15 protein-coding genes are annotated in these 21,195 nt (G+C 39.6%); 9 read left to right on the top strand and 6 right to left on the bottom strand.

The window, feature by feature from the left end:
* Positions 1 to 134 precede the first annotated feature (134 nt).
* The 3 genes from QQK05_RS00530 to QQK05_RS00520 are packed head-to-tail and all read left to right on the top strand — an operon-like array spanning position 135 to position 3,452.
* Positions 135 to 1,298: a hypothetical protein gene (locus tag QQK05_RS00530; RefSeq protein WP_284295392.1), complete on the top strand. Its 1,164-nt coding sequence runs from the start codon at positions 135 to 137 to the stop codon at positions 1,296 to 1,298.
* Between the two features lie 3 nt (positions 1,299 to 1,301).
* A complete protein-coding gene (locus QQK05_RS00525; protein ID WP_284295390.1) occupies positions 1,302 to 2,279 on the top strand; it encodes a polysaccharide deacetylase family protein in 978 nt (325 codons plus the stop codon).
* A 9-nt stretch (positions 2,280 to 2,288) separates the two neighbouring features.
* A complete protein-coding gene (locus tag QQK05_RS00520; RefSeq protein ID WP_284295389.1) occupies positions 2,289 to 3,452 on the top strand; it encodes a carboxylate--amine ligase in 1,164 nt (387 codons plus the stop codon).
* A gap of 14 nt (positions 3,453 to 3,466) precedes the next feature.
* On the opposite strand, the gene QQK05_RS00515 is transcribed toward QQK05_RS00520, so the two are convergent.
* A complete protein-coding gene (locus QQK05_RS00515; RefSeq protein WP_284295388.1) occupies positions 3,467 to 5,173 on the bottom strand; it encodes an asparagine synthase-related protein in 1,707 nt (568 codons plus the stop codon).
* Between the two features lie 51 nt (positions 5,174 to 5,224).
* Entirely contained in the window at positions 5,225 to 6,628 is a 1,404-nt protein-coding gene (locus QQK05_RS00510) for a TIGR03013 family XrtA/PEP-CTERM system glycosyltransferase (protein WP_284295387.1), read from the bottom strand.
* A 250-nt stretch (positions 6,629 to 6,878) separates the two neighbouring features.
* Between QQK05_RS00510 and QQK05_RS00505 the strand changes: the two genes are divergently transcribed.
* The 6 genes from QQK05_RS00505 to QQK05_RS00480 are packed head-to-tail and all read left to right on the top strand — an operon-like array spanning position 6,879 to position 13,556.
* Positions 6,879 to 7,481 (top strand): XrtA/PEP-CTERM system exopolysaccharide export protein, encoded by a 603-nt coding sequence (locus QQK05_RS00505; RefSeq protein ID WP_407704856.1) that lies wholly within the window; start codon positions 6,879 to 6,881, stop codon positions 7,479 to 7,481.
* 33 nt (positions 7,482 to 7,514) lie between these two features.
* Entirely contained in the window at positions 7,515 to 9,104 is a 1,590-nt protein-coding gene (locus QQK05_RS00500; protein ID WP_284295385.1) for an XrtA system polysaccharide chain length determinant, read from the top strand.
* A 3-nt stretch (positions 9,105 to 9,107) separates the two neighbouring features.
* A complete protein-coding gene (locus QQK05_RS00495; protein WP_284295384.1) occupies positions 9,108 to 10,004 on the top strand; it encodes an XrtA-associated tyrosine autokinase in 897 nt (298 codons plus the stop codon).
* Positions 9,973 to 11,559 (top strand): TIGR03016 family PEP-CTERM system-associated outer membrane protein, encoded by a 1,587-nt coding sequence (locus QQK05_RS00490; protein WP_284295383.1) that lies wholly within the window; start codon positions 9,973 to 9,975, stop codon positions 11,557 to 11,559. The genes QQK05_RS00495 and QQK05_RS00490 overlap by 32 nt, the downstream gene beginning before the upstream one ends.
* A 4-nt stretch (positions 11,560 to 11,563) precedes the next feature.
* Positions 11,564 to 12,607: an XrtA/PEP-CTERM system-associated ATPase gene (locus QQK05_RS00485; protein WP_284295382.1), complete on the top strand. Its 1,044-nt coding sequence runs from the start codon at positions 11,564 to 11,566 to the stop codon at positions 12,605 to 12,607.
* Positions 12,608 to 12,617: 10 nt separating this feature from the next.
* Positions 12,618 to 13,556 carry a glycosyltransferase gene (locus tag QQK05_RS00480; RefSeq protein ID WP_284295380.1) on the top strand — a complete coding sequence of 313 codons (939 nt, stop codon included), beginning with the start codon at positions 12,618 to 12,620 and terminating at the stop codon, positions 13,554 to 13,556.
* A 25-nt stretch (positions 13,557 to 13,581) separates the two neighbouring features.
* On the opposite strand, the gene prsR is transcribed toward QQK05_RS00480, so the two are convergent.
* From prsR to QQK05_RS00460, 4 genes are read right to left on the bottom strand one after another with little or no spacing between them, the layout of a single operon-like run.
* The gene (prsR, locus tag QQK05_RS00475) at positions 13,582 to 14,931 is read right to left on the bottom strand and encodes a PEP-CTERM-box response regulator transcription factor (protein WP_284295379.1); all 1,350 of its coding nucleotides are present in this window, start codon (positions 14,929 to 14,931) and stop codon (positions 13,582 to 13,584) included.
* 19 nt (positions 14,932 to 14,950) lie between these two features.
* Positions 14,951 to 16,999 (bottom strand): XrtA/PEP-CTERM system histidine kinase PrsK, encoded by a 2,049-nt coding sequence (prsK, locus tag QQK05_RS00470; RefSeq protein WP_284295377.1) that lies wholly within the window; start codon positions 16,997 to 16,999, stop codon positions 14,951 to 14,953.
* A complete protein-coding gene (locus QQK05_RS00465; protein ID WP_284295376.1) occupies positions 17,000 to 20,035 on the bottom strand; it encodes an efflux RND transporter permease subunit in 3,036 nt (1,011 codons plus the stop codon). It lies immediately after the preceding gene.
* Positions 20,036 to 20,038: 3 nt separating this feature from the next.
* Complete coding sequence (locus QQK05_RS00460; RefSeq protein WP_284295375.1) at positions 20,039 to 21,043, bottom strand: efflux RND transporter periplasmic adaptor subunit; 1,005 nt, start codon at positions 21,041 to 21,043, stop codon at positions 20,039 to 20,041.
* Between the last annotated feature and the right edge of the window lie 152 nt (positions 21,044 to 21,195).

The following is a 21,195-nucleotide window of genomic DNA, read 5'->3' as shown; positions in this document are numbered from 1 at the left end:
AACAATGCATTGTGTTAAAAACTAAACTACTTAATATATTTTTGTTTTTCTGCACCTCGAAGAATAGTCATTAAGTGTTTTTACGCCATAGCAAACAAACCTTAGTAAAGGGCATTTTAAGGAATTATTGAATCATGCTGTCCACGTTTTTTATTGTTTTGTTCCTCATCATCGTCGCCGTGACGTTGATTATTAGAAAGAAACATATGCATTTATGGCTTGGTCATTATTTAAAGCGAAGACTTCGCAAAAAAGAAAAAGTAGCAGGCACAAAACACATCATGTTTTGTTTTGTCGATCATTACGAGCCGATGTGGGGCAAAGATATTTCTTATGAGCAGGAGTGTGCTCGTGTTGACCGTTGGTATCAAGACTACCCTAAAGTTGCCAAACAATTTAAAGACGCCGATGGCTGCTATCCTAAGCATTCTTTTTTCTATCCTGAAGAAGAATATCGCGTAGAACACTTAAATAAGATCACTGAGCTGTGTGCAGAGGGAATGGGTGAACTAGAAGTTCATTTGCATCATGATAATGATACAAGTGAGAACCTGCGCCGCACGCTTGAACGGTTTACTGAAACGCTCCATGAGAACCATGGTGCATTCGTAAGATGCCCTGACTCAGGCAAGCTACAATATACCTTCATCCATGGAAACTGGTGTTTAGATAACAGCCTACCAAGCGGCAGAATGTGTGGCGTGAATGATGAGTTAATAATTTTACGTGAAACAGGTTGTTTTGCTGACTTTACTTTCCCGTCAGCGCCAAGCCCTACCCAACCTGCAATGGTTAATGAAATTTATTACGCAAAAGATGACCCTGAAAGACCTAAATCACACAATGTAGGTCGACCTGTCGAGGTTGGCGGTACACCGTGGGGTGATATTATGTTAATCACAGGTCCTGTGGGCTTAAACTGGCAACAGCGTAAAAAAGGTTTTATGCCGCAAATTGAAAATAGTGATGTTAGAGCATCGATGCCTCCAACCAAAGATAGAATTGATTTATGGGTTGATACGGCCATATCAGTAAAAGGAAAGCCAGATTGGCTATTTATTAAAATCCATACTCACGGCACGCAAGAGCAAGACATGGATACATTACTAGGCCAGCCATTTTACGATATGTGTCAATACCTCGATGAAAAATACAACGATGGTAAAGAGTATGCGCTACATTATGTTTCAGCTAGGGAAATGTATAATATTGTTAAGGCAGCGGAAGCTGGAGAAACTGAGAATCCAAACGAATATCGTGATTATGTTGTAGGCGCTCCATCTTATAAGGTTGTTTAATCTATGTTAAAAGCAATATTAAGTAGACTATATACCACTGTCGCATGGCCACTTTTACCCAATGGCTTATACTGCTTCAATTACCACCGTATTGGTGATCACAATAAAAGTGACTTTGACCCAAATGTTTTCAGCTGCACAGAAGCGCAGTTTGAAAAGCACGTAAATTTCTATAATCAGCATTTTACGGTCATTAGCGTTGAGCAACTCATTGAGATGTACACTAAAAATCAGAAACTTGATAAAAGATATGCGCTGATAACCTTTGATGATGGTTATATTGACAACTACAACTTAGCTTTTCCAATTTTAAAACGATTAAACACACCGGCGGCATTTTATATCGCAACAGACTACTTAGATGATCCACACATCCCATGGTGGGATGAAATTGCATGGATTATTCGTCACTCTAAACAAACGGTAATCAAGTTATCTAACTGGAATGAAGCGATTGATATTGCAAACCTTTCCGTAAAGCATCAGATACGCGCTATCTTAAAAGCGATTAAGAAAGACCAAAGCCGTACAATGGAAGACAAAATCCAGGAACTATCGCAAGTTTGTGATGCTGAAATGCCAACGGAAATTCGTGAAAGCCAACTTTTTGTTAACTGGCAGCAAGTCGAAGAAATGGCAAATAGTGGTATGCATATTGGTTCACATACGATGAGCCATAATATCCTCTCTCATTTAGAAGACGACGCACAACATCATGAAGTGTCTCAGTCAAAGTCGATTATTGAGAAGCACATCGGTAAACCAGTTACGAGCATTGCGTACCCTGTTGGTGGTTCAGCAGCCTTTAATTCAAAAACGATTAATGCGGCGAAAAACGCAGACTACAAAGTAGCATTTTCTTTTATTCCTGGTATTGAGACAGAATTAACCAAAGAAAACCAATTTCAAATCCATCGACTACCTGTCGATGATAACTGCACTGTAGAACAACTCAAAACAGTCGTCGTTCGCAATAAATAGGCAGGAAGTATGATGAAAAACACTATTATTCTTGCGGCTGGTCCAAATGGATTAGGGGTACTAAGAAGTTTAGATTTAGCTGACATCAAGTGTCAAATAGTAACCCGAACAGCAGACGATGTGGCTCATTTATCTCGATTGCCAGTCGCAAAACATACTATCGTTGGTAAAGGTGATAGCGAGCAGTATGGTTGGTTACTTGAGTTTTTAACTGCACAACCAAGCGATACAATTGTTATTCCTACTTCTGATTGGTTTGTATCTTTTCTCACTGAATATCAGGAACAATTGAGCCAAAACTGTCGTTTTATCATCCCTGATGAAAACTTATCCGACGTTTTGATAGATAAAGCAGCTGAGACGAAGACGATTGGTGAAATCATCCCGTTACCAAAAACCATTCAGCATATTGAGAGTAAGGAACAACTGCTAGCGAGTATTGAATTACCTATCATTGTTAAGCCTCGTTCCCATAAACATATGGTGCTTGGTAGCAAAAATATCGTGATAAACACAGATCAAGAGCTTGACGCATTCTTCGATAAATTTAGCGATGTACTAACCAGTGTTATCGCCCAAGAAATCATCGGTGGCGAAGACAGTAACCAGTGGGTATGTAACTGCTTTTTTGATCAAGAAGGTGAGTTGACTCAAGCGTTCACATTTAACCGTCTCAGATTATCACCATCTCATTATGGTGTAACAAGTTATGCGGTTAGCCAACTCAACCAGGACGTTATCGAACTATCAAGAAAACTTGGTAAAGCCCTAAATTATTGCGGGCCTGCAATGATAGAGTTTAAAAAAGATCCTAAAGACGGTGTCTATAAATATATCGAAATCAACCCTCGCTTAGGGATGTGCAATTACTTTGATACTTCATGTGGTATTAATAATGCGTTATTAACTCATCAAATGGCATCGGGAACGTTTGTGAAGCAAGAAAAACAAATGGTCGAGAATGTGATGTTTGTTAGTTTTTATGAAGATTTCTTTTCTCGCTTACGTGACGGCGAAAAGCTGTTCTCAATATTGAAGGAATACACCAAAAACCGACTGACTAAACGACATATTTTTATTTATTTTTCGTGGCGAGACCCATTCCCGGCCATCAAATTAGGTTTACGTCAGCTCGGCAGTTTGTTTAAAGCGGTCTTTAAGAAAATATTCTAGGTAAGGAACCTTACCTAGAACTTATCTCTTACGCCGAGTTCGTCAAAGGCCATCACAACCCAAACGAACTCACTGTTTTGGCTCGCTTCTTTGCCAAATCGCTCTAGGATATATTGTCGAGCGCTTTCCGATTTGTCTTTTAACGGGCCATTTAGCCATATTTCATGTGGCGTTGGGAACCCTTTCTTTTTCGCATAAATTAATGCTTTGTCATAAAACTGAGCACCAATTCTACGCAAAATAGGCTTAGTAAATTCATCACCAAAGTAAAGTCGGTTATCAAAATTTGATGCAAACTCTACCACATCCGTATCAAAGAATGGCGAAACGAGTTGAATACCACTGCGATTTGCCAAAGCACCCATCGTATAAAAGTGATACAAACAACTTTCGTGAATAATGAATTTTCGGACAAGGTTTTCGATACCGTGACAATCTAAGTTCTTTGCATCGTAGTCCAACAACTTTAGCTGCTCGATAATTTCTATATCGTTGCCTTGCGCTTCCATATTTGGCAGCTGCTTTTTCAACGTATCCGGATATTCAATCGCCCAAGAGGCTAATACTTGGCTGGCAACAGTCTCATCAACAAGCTCAGCTAATTTCTTCACTTGAGGGATACTACTCAGACTCCTTAAAAGACCAGAAAATGGCTTTAAGAAGGCTACTTTGCGGTATTTTTCATAACGTTTAGAAGCTAATGCAACAGCATGATAGCCAAAGATCATATCTGCGCCTTCACCAAATACAACAGCATCAAATCGACCTTCAAACTTTTTCATCAAAATTGAAAAAATTATCGTTTGTGGGCTACGAATAGGCTGTTTGATAAAGTCGACTACACTTGAGAATTCGTCACCAATTTCCTGGTCGCTAATCTCCATGATTTCATGCTTGATGTCGATCGCTTGAGCCATAAGCTGCGCAGCTTCACGTTCCGGGTTTTCACCGGTCATAAAAACTGGAGTAATTGCAACGACGTCAGTATTTTGTTCTTTTGTTAACGCTGCCAATAGAGATGAATCTACGCCACCACTTAACAGAACCGCTACACGTTTATTTTTGATACCAGACGAAGCGAGGTGATTAGCCAACAGCTGATAACTTTCACTCGTCGCGTCTTCTATTGATAACTCACTGTGCTCAACCCTGTCTTTGGTTTCCCAATAAACATGATTGCCACTGCATGCCAACTTTTCGTCAAACGAGACATATTGGCCTGCAGGCATCTGCCTTACATTTGGATTTGCCGTATGAGAACCGGCACAGATCTTAAAATTAACAACTTCAGTTAACCAATTGTTGTCCACTGCTTCGATTGAATTAAAGTCGAAATGACTCAAATTATTAGAAATTAACACCGTACCATCATGGCACTCAAAATAGGTTTTATGGATACCAATTCGATCACAATAAAACTGACTTTTCTGCGTTTTCTTATCAAAAAAGAAAACGTTAATATACCCTCTGTTTAATGCAGGTGCTGAGTGTTCAGCATTTGACAGCTGCTTCGCTATTTGGCGATCAAACTCGGCTTCACTTTCATCTGAGAAACAATTGAGAAAGCCAATACGGCAATAAAAGTATGAATCTGTTTCTTCTATTGAATGGGGTAATGAACTATCAAAGATGAGTTCTATATTTTGAGATAATTGATGGCTACCCTCACTCGCTTTGCCATCCTTGACCCGATGTAACTTTAATAAAAAATCATGCTTCATGCGTGAACATCTCTCGACTAAATATTGCAGTGAGGAAAAAGTAAAGGTCGACTATCGACCTTTACCAAATAAGACAATTTCTACTGTTCTAATTAGAATCAACATATCTAATAAAAAGCTTCTGTGCTTAATGTAGTAGAGGTCATATTTTAGTTTTTCCAATGAATCTTCTTCCGTTGAACCATATGGATATTTGAGTTGAGCCCAACCTGTTAAACCTGGTTTAACATTGTGGCGTTCATTGTAATAAGGAATGTTTTTGATTAACCCTTGAACAAACTCTGGACGCTCTGGACGGGGACCAACAAATCCCATATCACCGCGCATTACGTTGTAAATTTGCGGTAATTCATCAATGCGATACTTACGAATAAACTTACCAATTTTAGTTGTTCGGTCATCATTTTCTGTCGCCATTTGAGCACCGTGTTTTTCGGCATCAACGCGCACACTTCGGAACTTGATAATATTGAATGCTTGACCATCTAGGCCAACGCGTTCCTGAAGATAGAAAATAGGAGCTTTCATCCCCTCGTCCAGCTTAATCAAGATGGCCGTGATCAACATAATTGGCCAAACAAAAATAAACAAGAAGAAAGCCATGCTGGCATTGAAGATCCAATCTAATGTATTTCGCAAGTAATTGGTTGAAGAGAAACCATTCGAATAAATAACCCAGCTCGGGTAGATCAAGTTTACCGCGATTTGGCCTGTTTCACGTTCAATAAAATCTAGGATTTCCGTAATTTCTACACCGCGAATCTTACATGCAAACAATTCATCAACCGGTAGATTATTTCTTCGCTCGTCATTCGCAACAACAATTTCATCAATTTCATGTTCTAATGCATAAGAAACAAGTGAGTCTTCTAATCTTATTTTTGTTTCATGGCGAATACCGTCTTCAATATCGCCATTCATGATAATAAAACCATGAATATTGAATCCTTGTCGGTCAACATCACGACGCATTCTTTTTTCTATAATCGAAGCACGCTCGCCTGAGCCAAGTACAAGAACTTTACGTTTATTAAAGCCAAAAAAGTCAACTTTAAAGGTAATAGCCCTTAAAATTCCAACTTCAAAAAAGCTTATAAAGGAAGCGATAGCCAACAATTCAATTGGTAACGCATTATCTCCATAAAACGGGTTTATTATCGTAACGATGAAAAAGCCAATTGCGACAGAGACCAATACACGACGCAAAACACCTCTAAAGCTCTCGCGTAATTTAGAGTTATATAAGCCAAGTGCCAATGAAGAAAGTTGAACAATTAACGAAAAGACTAACGCGTAAATGACAATAACATTCGTTGGTATTTCTTTGTGCTCTACAAAATTTAATTTACCGTTAAGATAAATAGTGCTTACTAATGCACCGGCAAATATAAGTAATTCTAATAAAACTAGAGACTTACTACCTGTTGATACATCTCTAAACTTGGGGCTAGCCATGTGAGAATTGTCTTCCTATATTTATTACTTAATTTTCCTGAGACAATATTAGAATTGATTGATAGGTAAATGTAAAGGAGAGCAATACTTTTAGATGTGATTTAATCACAAAACATTAACACTATTAAATCAGTGCAACGTATATAAAAATAAAATACAATCTGTTACGTTATTGTAAAAAATTGAAATAATAATTTTGAAACAGGTCGTTACCATGGAAAAACGTATAACTAAAACCCTTAATGCTTTTATGGTACTTGTGGTTACAGTACTATTTGCAGGTTGCAGCAGTAACTCAACGTTACCAAGCGCTACACTCCACTCTTCTGGTACTAAAAATGTAGCAGATTACAAATATTTAATCGGTCCAGCAGATGTTTTGAATATTTTTGTCTGGCGTAACCCAGAAGTGTCAGGAACATTCGTTGTTCGTCCAGATGGCATGATCACTACCTCACTCGTTGAAGATATCGAAGTATCAGGTAAAACACCAAGTGAGCTTGCTCGATTAATCGAAACAAAACTTGGCACCTACCTTCGTGATCCAATTGTCACTGTAACAGTGAATAATTTTGTTGGCCCATTCAGCGAACAAGTACGAGTAATCGGTGAAGCAGCTGAGCCTCAAGCAATTAGTTATACACAAAACATGACATTACTAGATGTAATGATTCAAGTAGGCGGTTTAACAGAGTTTGCCGACGGCAATGATGCTGTATTAGTACGAATAGAAAGCGGTGTTCAAAAACAATATGACATTGCAATCGAAGATTTGATCAAAAACGGTGACATTTCTGCAAATGTTGATGTTCTTCCAGGCGATATCATTGTTATCCCTGAGACTTGGTTTTAATTTTTCCTAGTATTTTGTAGTTAGAGGTCAGGAATGCAAGAGCTTTTTGAGCAAGTAATCGATTATCTGAAGGGAATTTGGATAAAGCGACGTTACATCATGATTGCCACATGGGTTATCTGCCCAATAGGATGGTCTATCACAGCGGTGTTGAATGATGTATACGAGTCTGAGTCTCGTGTTTACGCGGACACTCAGTCTATACTGCGCCCATTGTTGAAAGGAATAACGGTAGAAAACAATCCAGATGTGCAGATTCAACTGATGGTAAAAACATTGTTGAGTCGTCCAAATCTGGAGCGTATTACTCGCATGACAGACCTCGACGTTCAAGCCAATACGCCAAAAGAGTATGAAGAGCTTATTGACGAGTTGAAAGAAGAAATCTCGATCAAGAAGACGGGTGGCCGCCGAGAGAATATTTTCACAATCTCTTATAAAAACAAAGATCCTGAAATGGCACGAAATGTTGTCCAATCTGCACTTACTGTTTTTATTGAAAATACCTTAGGCGAAAACCGCAGTGATTCTGATGCTGCGCAAAGATTCTTAGATACTCAAATTAAAGAATATGAATCACGTCTTCTTGCGGCTGAAGATCGTCTAACCGACTTCAAACAAAAATATAGTGACGTATTGCCAGACCAAACAGGTGGTTACTATAGAAAACTCAATATTGCGAAAGAGCAACTGAAAAACATTGAGTTAGTGTTATTAGAGACAAAAACTGAATTGAGCTCTGCTCGACAACAGCTTAATACAACGCCACAAAACACAATAAATCCAGATAATGCGGTTAAAAATACCGTCATAGAAACAACGTATGACCAGCGAATCGCAGAGTTGGAAGCTAACTTGGATTTATTAAATCTACGTTACACTGACAAGCACCCAGAGGTTATTGAAGTATCTCGTCGCTTAGATAGCTTAAAAGAGCAACGTGCAAAAGAAATTAATGACTACTTAGCGGCTCAACAAGCCTCGTCAAGTGGCAGTACAGTGATTAGCAATAACCCTGTAGTACAAAGTGTTCAGATACAAATCAACAGCCTTGAAAATCAAGTGGCATCATTAGAAGTTCGCGCACAAAACTATCGTGCAGAAGTCAGTGATTTAGAAAATAAAATCCACACTCTTCCTGAGATTGAAGCTGAGTTAATAGCCCTTAACCGTGGCTATGAGATTACGAAAAAGAAATATGAAGAGTTATTAGTTCGCAAAGAAACCGCTTCATTAGCACAACAAGCCGATGAAACAACGAATAAGATTCAATTTCGTGTGATAGATCCACCGAGAACAGGTACAGAACCTGTAGGTCCGAAAAGATTATTACTATACGTCGTTGTGACTATTTTTGGCTTTGGTGTAGGTATTGGCTTATCATTATTATTCAGCCAAATAGCACCTGTTGTTACATCAAGCTCTCAAGTATCTCGCGCTACAGGGATCCCAGTATTTGGTATCGTGTCTGCAACAGAGAACTTGGGCTTACAACAATGGCACAAAAAGAAAACTTGGATATTTATCCTGTCTAATTCTCTATTACTCTGCTTACTATGCTTCTTTGTTGCATATTCCCTTTTCCCAGAGGCTATCCAAGCACCAATTAAGAGGCTTTTTTAACTCATGAGTACTATCGAAAAAGCATTAGCTAAACAAAAAGCTGGCAAAAAAGCTGGCAAAAAAGCAGGCCAGCAGGATGCAGAAGAAAACTCTGTTAATAATGAAGTAGAGACTTCATCAGCTGAACAAGAAGTAAAACCACAAACAAGTTCTTCTATTACGAGTAAAGATTTACGCTTAGAAATCAATACTCAGAGTATGGAAGAGCGAGGGTACTTGATCGACAGTGGTGAACGTAAAAGCATCAAAGACGAATTTCGCCAGATTAAGCGTAAGTTATTAAACAATGCCTTCGGAAGCGCAGCCAAAACACTGAACAACAGTAATTTGGTGATGGTTTCAAGTTCGACCCCGAATGAGGGTAAAACATTTGTTTCTATTAACTTGGCTTTGAGTATTGCACTTGAGCAAGATAAAACTGTGTTGCTTGTTGATGCCGACGTCTTACGACCAAGTGTTAACCGAGAATTAGGGATCACCACTAAGCCCGGTTTAATGGAATACTTGCTCGGTGAAAAGCAAAACATTAATGAAATCATTTATAGTACTAGCATAGAAAAGTTAAAACTTATTCCTGCTGGCGCACCTCATCACCTTTCAAACGAATTACTTGCAAGTGATAAAATGGCTTCATTAGCGCAAGAGCTCGCTGATCGCTACCCTGACCGAATCGTAATTTTTGATTGCCCACCATTGATTGGTGTAACGGAAACGTTAGTACTAGCAAATCTAATGGGGCAAGCAGTAGTCGTTGTCGAAGAAAATAAAACTAAATTAGCTGACATTCAAAAAGCAACTGAGAATTTAAACGAGAACCTCGCGCTAGGATTGGTTGTGAATAAAGCAATAAGATCACACAAGGATATGTATGGCTATTATGGCTATGGGTACGGTAAATAGAAAATTTGTTTTTTGTGGCTTAATGATGTCATCTGCAAGTGCGCTTGCAGGTGACTTACAAATTACTCCACAATTGCTTGTAGAAGGAAATTATACCGACAATGTCGGTTTAGTAAGTAGTAATGAAGATTCAAGTTTCGTTAATCAGTTAGGCGTTAACTTTGATATAGCTTACTATTCTCAACATGCTGAGTTCGAGTTTAATTCTTCGAATATTTACGCAACTTATAGTCATGATCACGATCTTGATGATGATTACTTAACCCTCAATACATCTGGTCGCTTCTTACTTTGGCCTAATGGTATCGCACTAACGGCTAGTGCAACTGTAGAAAACCAATCTCGTAACCGTGCTAGGAATGCACTAGCAGACTTAGTATCGGCCGATACTGTTCAAGTAGAAAACTACAGTGCAGGCGTCGAGTACGCGATAGAAAACAGCGACTTTTTATTGAATTTCGATACTTCTTACAATATTCGAAAAGCTGAGGACGGTGTTGGTGAAAGAGACGGTTTAACCGCTCAATTATCAACGACTAGCGGTAAAGCATCGCGCAAAATGTTTTGGTCACTTAATACTAACTATATTGACTACGAAAATGATGATGCCGATTCGAATCAAACGGTGGCAGATGTCAAACTTGGTTTGATCACCCCTTATAAGATCAATCCATTTGTTCGCTATTTCTATGAAGATAATTCAGGTCAAATTGCTAACAGACAAACATTTGAATCAAACTCATATGGTCTTGGCCTTCGCTGGCTAGTCAACCCTCGCTTGTTCTTGGACGTAAGTTATAACCGACCTGAGTCTGATCAGTTAGACTTAGATGGCAACACGCAAGAAGACTATGTAAACGCGAGTGTTAGTTGGCAACCTACAGCCCATACCCAAGTTGAAGCTGATTACGGTGAACGTTTTTATGGTGAGAGTTATGGCTTGAACATTACTCACAGAAACAGACGTCTAACCAATAAAATCACTTACAATGAAAAAGTTGAAAGCTTTACGCGTAATAACTATCAACTAACGCCACAAGGCGCATTTTGGTGTCCACTTGAATTCACATTAGCTTCAGAGTGTTACGTACAACCAGGCTCTGATTTCAATTTCGACGATTTCAGGCTAATTACATTAAATGAATATGAACTATTAGAAGATAATACATTTTCTTTAAACAAAGTCGCCTCTTGGAATTCGACACTTTCATTAGCGAGAACGACTTTTTCATTGCAATTAAGCCATGGTGATAAAGAAAGCTTAGAAACTAGAATTTCAGATAAATCAGAAAGAGCGAGCTTTTCAATTAGCCGAAAAGTGAGTGGTTATTCAACAGTCGACTTTAATATCGAGTTCAATGAAGAGAACTTTAACATCGATACAGATAACGAGCGACTGGATAGATACCGTCGATATAGCGCAACCTATAATCGCAAGCTAAATGCATCGTTCAATGCCAAGTTAGGCCTAACACATATTAATCGTCAATCTAATGAAGCTAGTTTCAATTACAAAGAAAGCCGAGTTTACATTAGTGTAGTTAAGGATTTTTAAACTCATGTATGAGAGTTATTATGGCTTTAAAGAAAGGCCATTTCAGTTAAGCCCAGATCCGCGATTTTTCTTCGCCTCAAATCATCATCAACGTGCATTATCTTATCTTCAATATGGTTTGGATCAAGGTGAGGGCTTTATTGTTATTACAGGTCCAATCGGCACCGGAAAAACAACCATCGCTCGAAATCTATTAAGTAATATTGATGATAATAATATCGTTGCAGTTCAACTCGTAACCACTATTTTAAACCCGCAAGAACTATTAGCGTTAGTTGCATCTGAGTTTAAAATTAAAGATCCAGGGACAACAAAAGCCGATTTGTTACGAGCAATTGAGTCTTTTTTGGTTGAATTAAATAGGCAAGGAAAACGTGCGCTGTTAATTGTCGATGAGGCGCAAAACCTGCCATCTGAGACTGTCGAAGAGCTACGCATGCTGTCTAACTTCCAGCTCGATAATAAACCGCTAATTCAAAGTTTCTTATTAGGGCAAGAAGAGTTAAAAGACATCATTCAAGCGCCTGATATGGAACAGTTTAGACAACGAATTATCGCCTCGGCTCACTTAAAGCCTTTATCAGAAGATGAAGTTAGAGAGTACATTGACCATCGGTTGATGCAGGCTAACTGTCAAAAAGAAAACGTCTTTTCCGAGGGTGTTTATCAAGTGATCCATCAAAAAACGATGGGCGTTCCGCGTAAAATCAACATTTTCGTCGATCGAATTTTACTGTTTGGTTTCCTAGAAGAACTTGAAGTCATCGACGTAGAGTCTGTGAGTCAAGTTGCGGAGGAAATGGAAATAGAGTTAACAGGTTCATTAACTGGCAAAAACTTACCGAGCATCGAACCGAGTAAACAAGCTGAATTACCTACGGCCAATAACACTAATGTTGAACATATGCTAACAACATTGAAAGAGCTTGATGATTATTTAGATAGTTCAATTAAGCAGAAAGTTAAAATGGCTCGATATGTTGATAAGCTTCTCAAACAAAAGTCTGATGAATTAGCCAAGCAAAATACTAATGACGCTCCAGAGTAATGATCGCGCAATGACAGACACAAAACAAAAAGCAACGATTGCAATTATTACTTGCCGTCGTCCTGAATGGCTCAAACGCTTGCTACTTGCACTCACCAAGCAGCAAGCCAATGAAACTACTGAGTTAACAATCTTGGTGGTTGATAACGCCTGCCAAGAAGAAGCCAAGCTTGTCGTGGATGATGTTAATAAAGCATCACCATTTCCAATTGCATATCATACTGAAGAAACCCCTGGCATTGTTGCTGCGCGAAACAAGTGTGTAGAGCAGTTTTTAGTGACTGATTCAAACTATTTATTGTTTATTGATGATGACGAGTGGCCATCAGATGAGCATTGGGCGATGAATATGATTAGCGCTCAGCACAAGTATCAAACGGATGTTATCGCAAGTCATGTAATTTCTGTTGGTGAAGAAGATACACCTAAATGGGCGATAGACCTAATCTATGGTAATAATCCTTTTGTTGAAGGCCAAGCAATGCAAACCTTCTATACAGGTAACTTGCTGCTCACTAGGGCAATCATAGAGAAGCATGTGCCATTATTTGATTCTCGCTTTGCAATGACGGGCTCTAGTGATTACCACTTTGCTTTAAAAGCAATTAAAGGAGGGGCAAGCGCAACCTACACTGACGCTCCTGTCATAGAAGAATTCCCAGCAAGTCGCGCGACAATAAAGTGGTTTATCCGCAGAGGTTTCCGTTCTGGCATAGGTTACACAAGAAGCCATTTGTTTGAGGAAAGCAAAGCAACCGCGATTGCCCGCTCATGTGTCTTGTCTGGTGTTCGATTATTGCGTGGTTTAGCTTATCTCGTTGTAGGTACGGTTACTCTAAATAAGACAACCTTTGTTAATGGGTTATTCCGAATAGGGTCAGCAGTAGGTACCATCGCCGGCTTTTTCGGCATCAAACACGATGAATACAATACTATTCATGGGAAATAAAAAAAGTCGCTTAAAGCGACTTTTTTTAACTGTTAATATTTAATTCGTATTTCTCAATTAAACTATATAACGTCGGTCGTGTGATCCCAAGTAAGTCCGCCGTTTTTGACATATTTCCTTCTGCCAAAGCATACGCTTTTTGAATAGCGATTGTCTCTGCCGACTCACGTACACTCCGTAAATTCAAATCAAGCGTATAGTCTTCATCAACATCATCAAAAAAGCCTAAATCTAAAGCCGTAACCTGAATCCCGGTGCTCATAATGACAGAGCTCTTCACTTTATTCTGCAGTTCTCGGATGTTACCTGGCCAATTGTACTTTCTAAGTGCCTTTAAGGCATCCTCGGCAAACCCTTTGGCTTTTGCGTTGTATTCTTGCGCGTATAGATTTAAGAAATATTGTGCCAAGATAATAATATCTTCATCCCTTGCTCTTAAGGGTGGAATGTCGAGTGTAATCTCGCTGACACGATAAAATAGATCTTCACGGAACGTCTTTTCTTTAACCATTTCTTGTAAGTTTTGGTTTGTTGCACAAACCACACGAACATCCACAGCTATTTCTTGACGACCACCTAATCGTTCAATTTTCTTTTCTTGTAAAAATCGTAATAACTTGGCTTGAAGATTAAACGGCATATCGCCGATTTCATCTAAAAATAGTGTCCCACCTTCGGCACACTCAATTTTACCTTTCGTTGTTTTGTGAGCACCGGTGAAAGCACCTTTTTCAAAACCGAATAATTCACTTTCTAGTAGCGTTTCAGGAATTGACGCACAGTTGATTGCAATAAATGGCTTCTCTTTGCGATCACTCGCTAAATGAATTGCATTGGCGGTAACTTCTTTACCCGTACCACTCTCACCCAACAATAGCGCAGTAATGCTCGTTGGTGCGATCCGCTTGACCATCATACGTAAGCGTTCAATTGCTGCACTATTACCAATAATGCCAATGTCACTACCTGCGACAGCACGCATTTTTCTATTTTCAAGCTCAATACTCGAAAGTGACATTGCTCTCGAAACAATGACTTCAATAACCTCTTGCTCTATCGGCTTTTGGTAGAAGTCATAAGCACCAGCTGCAATCGCCTTCAGTGCGTTTGTCCGGTCATCATTGCCGGTAATAACAATCACTTTCGTATTTGGCGCTATTGTTAGAATTTCCTGCAAGCATGCTAAACCTTCTGAAGCATTTGCTTCATCAGGTGGTAACCCTAAATCAAGTGTCACAACACTTGGCTCGAAGCGTCTAACGGCAGCAATCGCACTTTCTCGATCATCTGCCAATACAACGTCATAGTCTGACAAGCTCCATTTCAATTGCTTTTGGATGCCTTTGTCGTCATCAACGATAAGTATTTTTTCCATGTTCAACTTTAAACCTTATTTATTCTTGTTCTCGAGTGGTTATTGGGAAACGTAAAGTAAACTTACTGCCCTCTCCTGGGCGGCTGTACACACTTAAACGACCAGCTAATGACTCAATAAATTGCTTGGCTTCATACACACCGATACCCATACCGGCATTTCCTTTAGTCGTATCAAAGGGCTTGAAAAGACGCTTTTCAATGAAGCTTTCTGTCATGCCACACCCACTGTCTGAGATGACTAACTCTACTATATCATTGTCAACCGACAACATCACACTAACTTTTTGATCAACCTCTGATGCCTCTTGCGCATTTTGTATCAAATGATTCAAAACAGAATGCATCGTCTCACCATCAATAAAGGTTTCAACGGGCTCAATCGACACATACTCAACAACTGGCTGACGCACGTTACATTGTTTTACCACATCAGAAATGAGCTCGTTCAGCTCAACACGCCCTTGTTTTGATGATAAGACCTTTTTGTTACGCAATTGATAGAGCATCTTGTCCAATCGAGAGGTAGCAGAGTCAATCGTTTCAAATACATCATCAATAAATTCGGGATTATCGCGATGTTTTTTAGCATTAGCGTTAATCAACGCTAACTGAGCCTGAACATTTTTTAGATCGTGGACAAGAAATGCCGACATACGATTAAAGGCATCAAATTGCTTGGACTCAGCAAGTCTATCGTTGGCTTCATGTAATGAAATATAGTTAATCAACTGTTTAGAAATCGCAAAAATCAGATCCCTATCTTCCCAGTTCAATGATTTCGTCTCCGTACGATTGCCTAACATAAATAGGCCGTAGAACGCTTTACCAACAAATAATGGAATAATAAGTTCGACATGATGTTTGTCACACCAAGAGTGATCAATCACTAACCCTTGATAAAGGTTCGGCGAGTTTTTATATTCAGCGACATCAATCAGCCATTGGTTTTGCTTAACAAAGCTCACAATTAATGCATACTGCTCTTGAAACTCTTCAATATCAACTTCATTTAGCGCCCATTGATGAACGAATTTCAATTCACCATAATGAAGGCTATTGTCTTTGATCAATACACTCGATTTTGCCTGAAGCTTGGCCATCATTATTTGGCTAGCCATTTGATAAGCCGAATCGGCGCTTGTTGTTTCAAGCTCCTCAATCAGCTCTAACCACTCTTCCCGATACTCGTATTTATTTGCAAAAAAGTTTTTAGCAATAAAGACCTTTACTTGTTTGCGCAACGTTTCAGTCATCAACAGTGCAGCAAGAACCACACCGCCTAACATCAGGAAAGATACTGATACAAGAGTTCCCCACTCGCCACCGAAATAGTTTATTGCATATCCGGCGAAAGCCATTACCAGCAAATAAAGGCCAGCAATTAATAGCATCGAAGAATAGAAAACGACATTGCGTGAAACAAAAACGCGTACTTGTCCATTTTGCACACGACGAGTACTTATGAGTAATAACGGCGCGACCATCACAGCAATAAAGCCACGACTGTACCAGTAATCGAAATCTAACTGCCCTAGCATAGAGGCTTGCGCATATAGCACGAAGTCAAACAACGAAACACCAGCAATAGCAATCACCAATGGCCAAATAGCCCAGCGAACTTCCCCTGCTGAGCTGCGATATAGCTGCTCAAGAAGTACTAAACTCCAGAGGTTAAGCATGATGAATAATAAGAAAAGGTACTTCGTCGATATGCCGAAATAGATACCAACATAGCTCAGCGCACTCAAACATGACCAAACTAGCAGATACTGCTTCACGTAATAGTTAGTCAGGAGCTCTTTAAAGGACTTACATTCAATATTACAACTGAGAATTAACACGGCCCAACAGGCAATTTTCACGGTATCAATGACCATGACCCAAATGAGACTGAAATCAAATTCAATTTGAGCTGCTGCGACAATATTTGCGGTCGCCGTAATCAATACACAGCCAACTAACCAAACCGCTAATAAGCTGTTATTGCGCGCCGCAAATAACAAGAGCGCAAATACTACATAGGCTAAGCCAGCTAAGGCATAACCAATAAATCCAACATACTCCATTTATTCGTCCACACGTTTAGCTTTTGTAAATAGCTCCGTTAACACCGGTACCAAGAAGAAGCTTGATAAAGCCGACACACAAAGGCCTGAGATAATTACGATACCAAGAGGCTGCCATAGACTTCCGCCAAACATAGTCAGCGGTAATAACCCGCCTATGGTAGTTAACGTTGTCAGCAGTATCGGTGTAAAACGAGTAGCACTTGCTTGCGTTATCGCTGTTACTTTATTGTTTTCTGTCTGCAGATTCCTGTTGGCAGTATCAATAAGAATAATCGCATTATTGACGACAATACCAAACAAGCTAATCAAGCCGATAAACGCCATCATTGAAAATGAACTGCCCGTTAAAAATAAACCTATTGCAGAACCTGCTATCGCAAATGGAATAGAGGTAAAAATAATCATAGGTTGCAAGATTGAGCGGAACTGCAAGACCAATATCGCAAAAATACCTATCGCTGTGATTAATAAAATTTGAGATAAGCCCGCAAAGTTTTCCTGTCGAGACTCTTCCTCACCACCAAGGTTGTAGCTGATACCCACAGGTAGGTTGTAGTTATCTAAATAGTCTACCACTTGCAACGTTAACTCATTGATTGAGTACCCTGCATCAGCGTCTGCTGATACTTTGGCCATTCGCAATTTTTGATAATGGAAAAATTCAGGTTGGCCTTGCATCAATTTGACATTCACGACTTGATTGAGCGGTAGTAGCTCGTTGCGCATATTACTGATATAAACTTGCTCAAAGCTATCAACTTCGGGGGATTGATTCCTCACTACAATAGGATAACTTTCACCGTTGTCATCGTTAAACGTGCCAACAAATGTACCAGAAAGAATCGTTTGCAAAGTACTATCTAACGCCTGAATGTTGACATTGGCTAAGCCTGCTTTCTCATAATCAATTCCCATACTAACAATAGTATTGGCTTCGCCTATTGGGTTATCTACATTGATCATACCCGTTTGCTTAATCATAAAGGCTTCTACGTCATTAGCGACTCGCTCAAGGTCCGCTAGATTTTCTCCCATCAAACGTACCGTGATAGGTTTGTCGGTGACAGGACCTTGCGTAAATTCGTTAACGGTAATCTTAGCTTGATGCCAATGAGCAAATTCTGTTCTAAGCTCGCTAACAAACTTACTCATCGTCTGCTCTTGATAATCATTTAATACAACAACGATTTGACCATATTTTGAGACACCGCGTTTAGGTACTTGGTTATAGTAAATTCGTGGGTTAGCGCTTCCCACATTTAGTCCGATACTTTCGACAAAGTCATAGCTATCGATATGTTCTGCGACATTCTGCATCACGGTATTTGTCGCATGTAACGCCGTATTGGCTGGCATTTCAATATCAACCATTACCATAGGTTTTTCAGCCTTTGGAAATAAGCTAACACCGACCTGACCAAAAACGGAGAACATACCGACTAAAATCACAAGCCCTAAAGCCAATACGAGAAACTTAAAACGAATTAATACGACCAAAATAGGCGCATAAACTTTTTCAGCAAATCGGTTTAAATACACCTGTAAAGTTTTTACCTTGCTCGGCTTTTGACTAAACGTAAGGCGAGCCAATAAAGGAGTCAACGTTAACGCGAGTAATAAGGAGGCAAAAAGTACCAAAACAACCGTTACCGGCATCGAACGCAGAAAATCTCCCGTTGAGCTATTGAGCATCAACATAGGTAAAAACGCGAACATTGTCGTAATTGTGCCACTTGTAATCGCCCAACCAACAATACTTGCACCTTTAGCGGCGGCATCTAGTTTATGGTTGTGCTTAGGCATCTCTCGATGAATGCTCTCGGTGACCACGATCGCGTTATCAACTAAAAGACCTAGCGCAATGATCAAGCCGACAATCGACATTTGTTGTAGGCCAAAGCCACTTAAGTCTAACCAACCGATTGCAATCATAAAGCTCAATGGTATGACAGAGACAACAACTAGCGCTTCTCTAATGCCCAAGAAAACAAGTGACATAATGCCTACAAGGATGAGACCTTGAATTAAATTATCAAAAAAGCCATTTACTCGGTATTCAACACTGTCAGCCTGTTTGAATAAGGCTTTGATTTTAATGTCTGTGGGAATCGTCTGTTTAAAAGACGCTATTTCTTCATCGATCGCTCTTGTTAAGTCAAAAATATTGGTATTTTCTCGCTGCTCAACCGTCACAAAGACAACGGGTTTTTTATCGTAATATGCAAGATATGAAGGTTCGTAATCCGCTTCACTGATTTGAGCGATGTCTTTGAGTCGCAATACGTACTCATCATTAGTCACGATGATTGTATTCTCAAGTGATGATAAATCGGTAAAGTTACCACTTGTGTTGACGTTAAATCGTCGAGTTGATGCATCAACAAAACCTGGCGTAATGTTTAACGCTCTGCCCTGTAGGACAGAGTTAACATCATTTACGCCAATGCCATAATGATGAAGCAACTCTAAATTCAAATCGATGGCAATGACTTGAGGTGGATACCCCCAAATATCAGACTTTCTTACAGAAGGAATCGCTTCAAGGCGCTTTTCTAGCTGTTTCGCGTAGAACTCCATCGATTTATAGTCTGTCGGCTCACTCCACAGCGCAAGTTGCATAACAGCAACACTTTTTGGCGTCGCTTTTAACACGAGAAGTTCTTGGATCCCCTCAGGTAGGGTTGGTTTGACTTCTGCTACCGCTTGCTTAATCCGGTCATAAGATAAATCAGCATCAACACCATAAATGAAAGTCACTTCAATACGTGCACCGTCATTTTTAATTTGCGATTCAATTTTCTTTATATTTTCTATTTCAGAAAATGATTCTTCAATCGGGTCAACAACAAGCGTCTCAATATCTGCAGGCGATGCGCCGGGATAAACAATTTCCAATAAGGTAATTGGCATATCAAATTGAGGATCTTCCGAACGAGGCATTGTTAGGTAAGAAACCAAACCCAATAGGACCATCAATACAATGACAGTCACCGTAAATTGCGCATTCTTTAATGCAACTAAAGGTAACTTCATTTGTTATTTCACCACATCCAGATGTTGCCAGCCTCGGACAACGACTTGTAAGTCGGGTTCATTCTCACTCGCGCTCAAATAAATAAACTGATTATCGAGCTTATAGATTGGGAAGCTTTTTTGACTGACCGTCCCACTTTGTTGAGTGATAATAATTGCTTCACCATTGTCATCGATTGCAACGAGAGCATCTACGGGCAGCTGGTAAACTGAATCAGATGACGACACATCGATATTGACCTGCGCCATTTGCCCGGCAATAACACCTTGTTTTAGAACCAATTCTGGTAACAAAACATCGACCAAAAACAGGCTATTTGCAGTATTTGCGATCATAGGAATTTTGCTTATTTCACCACTGACTTGGCCTAGGCTCGGTAACATAACCTCAACGTGTTGTCCTAAACGAACTTGGGCAATCTCGGCATCGGTTAACGCTATTTTCACGACCCAGTTCTTTTCAACTGCTGCAACTTGCAACGCAGGGGCGCCAGGAGACTGCAATTCGCCTAAATCGGTATTACGACTCAATACCACGCCATTGTACGGAGCAAAAATCTTGGCCTTTTCTAAATTGTAATATGCTGCTTGGTAAACATTTCTGATGGTATCTAGGTTCGTCTTAGCTAAATCAAGTTCTTGTTCAGTATTTAACTCTTTAGCAAATAACTCTTGTGCTCTTTTATATTCACGTTTAGCCTGCAACAGCTCCGCAAAACGTCTATTTTTTTCCGCCTTTAACTCTTCGTTATCAAGCGCGGCAAGCAATGTACCTTTTTCAAAGTAATCCCCCTCGTCCACGGCTAAAAACTCTAAATAGCCATTTGCTTTGAACGAAAGGTTAACGGTTTTCTTAAAGCCCAATCGACCGGTTCTGGTAATCGTTTGTTGATATGGCATCACGCTAACCTCTTCAACGTCGAAGTTTTGCGCATGAGTAGACACACTAATACCAAGCCATAGTTGGGCAATTATGGCTAACGAAAGTGACTGTTTGAAAATATCCATATGCTAAGTAAGTGCTTTAACCATAAAGTAATTATAGTCAATACTTTAGGCGGATTAACAATTAAAGTACATCAAATTTGCGTTTCGGTAGCAGTTAATTTTTTCAGCAAAAATTGACAACGTGTTAAGTCTCAATCTATCCGTAAATATAT

It is taken from the genome of Thalassotalea loyana, assembly GCF_030161435.1.
Taxonomy (GTDB): domain Bacteria; phylum Pseudomonadota; class Gammaproteobacteria; order Enterobacterales; family Alteromonadaceae; genus Thalassotalea_G; species Thalassotalea_G loyana.
Note: the sequence above shows the minus strand (reverse complement) of the source record. Positions and strands in the feature narration are given on the sequence as shown.